At 62.8% G+C, this 2,928-nt stretch carries 3 protein-coding genes; 2 read left to right on the forward strand and 1 reads right to left on the reverse strand.

Features of this window, described 5'->3' with window-relative positions:
* Positions 1–227: 227 nt before the first annotated feature.
* Positions 228–521 carry a DUF1330 domain-containing protein gene (locus BFP96_RS21645; protein ID WP_065898441.1) on the reverse strand — a complete coding sequence of 98 codons (294 nt, stop codon included), beginning with the start codon at positions 519–521 and terminating at the stop codon, positions 228–230.
* 69 nt (positions 522–590) lie between these two features.
* Here BFP96_RS21645 and ribBA point away from each other — a divergent pair, with 69 nt between their 5' ends.
* Positions 591–1,697 (forward strand): bifunctional 3,4-dihydroxy-2-butanone-4-phosphate synthase/GTP cyclohydrolase II, encoded by a 1,107-nt coding sequence (gene ribBA, locus BFP96_RS21650; protein ID WP_065898442.1) that lies wholly within the window; start codon positions 591–593, stop codon positions 1,695–1,697.
* Positions 1,698–1,876: 179 nt separating this feature from the next.
* Positions 1,877–2,902: an ABC transporter substrate-binding protein gene (locus BFP96_RS21655; RefSeq protein ID WP_065935308.1), complete on the forward strand. Its 1,026-nt coding sequence runs from the start codon at positions 1,877–1,879 to the stop codon at positions 2,900–2,902.
* Positions 2,903–2,928 lie beyond the last annotated feature (26 nt).

Genomic DNA, 2,928 nt, shown 5'->3' on the forward strand with positions numbered 1-2,928 from the left:
TTCAAGCCTGCGTTCGGCCAGCGTGGTTTAACGGGGCGCCTAGGATCAAAAGCAGATCAAGATCAAGAGCGGCTCGCTTCGCATCGTGGTTACGCGGTTGGGCGCTACAGAGTTGTGTAGATACCTGTGCCCCGATAGCGGTCTTTCAGTCAGCTTGTTTGTAGCTGACCCACCGCCATCGGGGGCAAGCCCCCTCCCACATTTGGACCACACTCGGCCAGGTATACCTAGGGCGCCAGCCCTTCCACAATAATGATCTGCGCCTCCCCCACCCCCGCTCTGTGGCCCTTCGCCGCCTGATATTCGGCAGACTCATAGCACGCCACCGCCTGCTCATAGCTCTCAAACTCAATCACCACATTGCGCTGCCGTGCCGGCCCGCCTTCCAGCGCCTCACTGCGCCCGCCCCTGGCCAGGAAGCGCCCGCCGAATTTCGCAAACGCCGCCGGCGCGCGTTGGGTGTACTGGGTGTATTGCTCTGCATCGGACACGTCCACATGGGCAATCCAATAGGCCTTCATCGAGACATCCTCTTGTTTGGAATTTGTGGTATACCATAATACATACAACCAACAAGCAGAGCACTCCCCATGCCCTTCAACAGCATCGCCGACATCATCGAAGACTACCGCCAGGGCAAGATGGTGCTGCTGGTGGACGACGAAGACCGGGAAAACGAAGGCGACCTGCTGCTGCCTGCAGCGTGTTGCACCGCCGAGACTATCAGCTTCATGGCCCGCGAAGCCCGTGGCCTGATCTGCCTGACTCTCACCGATGAACATTGCCAACGCCTGGGCCTGGAGCAGATGGTGGCCAGCAATGGCAGCGTGTTCAGCACCGCGTTTACCGTGTCCATCGAGGCCGCCACCGGGGTGACCACCGGCATCTCCGCCGCCGACCGCGCACGCACGGTGGCAGCCGCTGTGGACAGCAACGCCGGCCCCGCCGACATTGTGCAGCCGGGGCATATCTTCCCGCTGCGCGCCAGGGATGGCGGTGTGCTGACCCGCGCCGGCCACACCGAAGCCGGTTGCGACCTGGCGCGCCTGGCCGGGCACACACCGGCCTCGGTGATCGTCGAAGTGATGAACGATGACGGCACCATGGCCCGCCGCCCCGAGCTGGAAGCCTTTGCCCGCAAGCACGGGATCAAGATCGGCACCATCGCCGACCTGATCCACTACCGTCTCAGCACCGAACGCACCGTGGTGCGCATCGGCGAGCGCGACCTGCCCACGGTGCACGGCACTTTTCGCCTGATCACCTTTGAAGACCGCATCGACGGCGGCGTGCACATGGCCATGGTCATGGGTCAACTGCGCCGCGATGAACCGGCGCTGGTGCGTGTGCATGTAATCGACCCGTTGCGCGACCTGGTCGGCGCAGACTACAGCGGGCCGTCCAACTGGACCTTGTGGGCCGCCCTGCAACGCGTGGCGGCAGAAGGCTGCGGCGTGGTGGTGGTGCTGGCCAACCATGAATCGTCCCAGGCCTTGCTCGAACGCGTCCCGCAGTTGACCCAGGCGCCGCGTCAGTTCAGCCGGTCGCAGTCGCGGATTTACTCGGAAGTGGGTACCGGCGCGCAGATATTGCAGGACCTGGGCGTAGGCAAACTGCGCCACCTCGGCCCACCGCTGAAATACGCAGGCTTGACCGGTTACGACCTGGAAGTCGTGGAAAGCATCCCCTTCACCTGAGGCTGAAAACCCAGCGTTGGCAGATAGCCGGTATGGCAAAGTGCTTGCGCAAAGTTTGGAATACCATAATATGATATCCCATAGGCCGGACGACCTTAACCAGTTGCTCCGGACCGACTGCTCCCGACAGGCGGGCACTGCAAAGCCCCGCTCATAAACACAACAATGAGGGCGTAAACATGGTGTTGAACAAAGGTGCAACCGCGGCGCTGTTCGCGGGACTGTTGAGCGTGGCCACCCACGCGGCCATGGCAGCCGAAAGCGTCAATTTCGTCAGCTGGGGCGGCAGCACCCAGGATGCGCAGAAGCAGGCGTGGGCCGATCCTTTCAGCAAGGCCAGCGGCATCACGGTCGTCCAGGACGGCCCCACCGACTACGGCAAACTCAAGGCCATGGTCGAAAGCGGCAATGTGCAGTGGGACGTGGTGGATGTCGAAGCCGACTTCGCCCTGCGCGCCGCCGCCGAAGGCCTGCTCGAGCCCCTCGACTTCTCGGTGATCCAGCGCGACAAGATCGACCCGCGCTTCGTCTCCGACCATGGCGTCGGTTCGTTCTTCTTCTCCTTCGTGCTCGGCTACAACGAAGGCAAGCTCGGCGCCGGCAAACCGCAGGACTGGAGCGCCTTGTTCGACACCAAGACCTACCCCGGCAAACGCGCCCTCTACAAATGGCCGAGCCCGGGCGTGCTCGAACTGGCGCTGCTGGCCGACGGCGTGCCCGCCGACACGCTCTACCCCCTGGACCTGGACCGCGCCTTCAAGAAACTCGACACGATCAAGAAAGACATCGTCTGGTGGGGCGGCGGCGCGCAGTCGCAACAGTTGCTGGCCTCCGGCGAAGTCAGCATGGGCCAGTTCTGGAACGGTCGCATTCACGCCTTGCAGGAAGATGGCGCACCGGTGGGCGTGAGCTGGAAGCAGAACCTGGTGATGGCCGACATTCTCGTGGTGCCTAAAGGCTCGAAAAACAAAGCGGCCGCGATGAAGTTCCTGGCCAATGCCAGCAGTGCTAAGGGCCAGGCGGATTTCTCCAACCTGACCGCCTACGCGCCGGTGAACATCGACAGCGTGCAGCGCCTGGATTCGGTCCTGGCGCCCAATCTGCCGACCGCCTACGCCAAGGACCAGATCACCCTCGATTTCGCCTACTGGGCCAAGAACGGTCCGGCCATTGCGACACGGTGGAATGAATGGCTAGTCAAATGAAAATGACGGCAACCACGCCGGCCGGG

The sequence above is a fragment of the Pseudomonas sp. 34 E 7 genome, assembly GCF_900005715.1.
Taxonomy (GTDB): Bacteria; Pseudomonadota; Gammaproteobacteria; order Pseudomonadales; family Pseudomonadaceae; genus Aquipseudomonas; species Aquipseudomonas orientalis_A.

Coding starts and splice junctions, on each gene's coding strand:
- BFP96_RS21655 (WP_065935308.1), top strand. CDS start 1,877: ATGGTGTTGAACAAAGGTGCAACCGCGGCGCTGTTCGCGGGACTGTTG.
- BFP96_RS21645 (WP_065898441.1), bottom strand. CDS start 521: ATGAAGGCCTATTGGATTGCCCATGTGGACGTGTCCGATGCAGAGCAA.
- ribBA (WP_065898442.1), top strand. CDS start 591: ATGCCCTTCAACAGCATCGCCGACATCATCGAAGACTACCGCCAGGGC.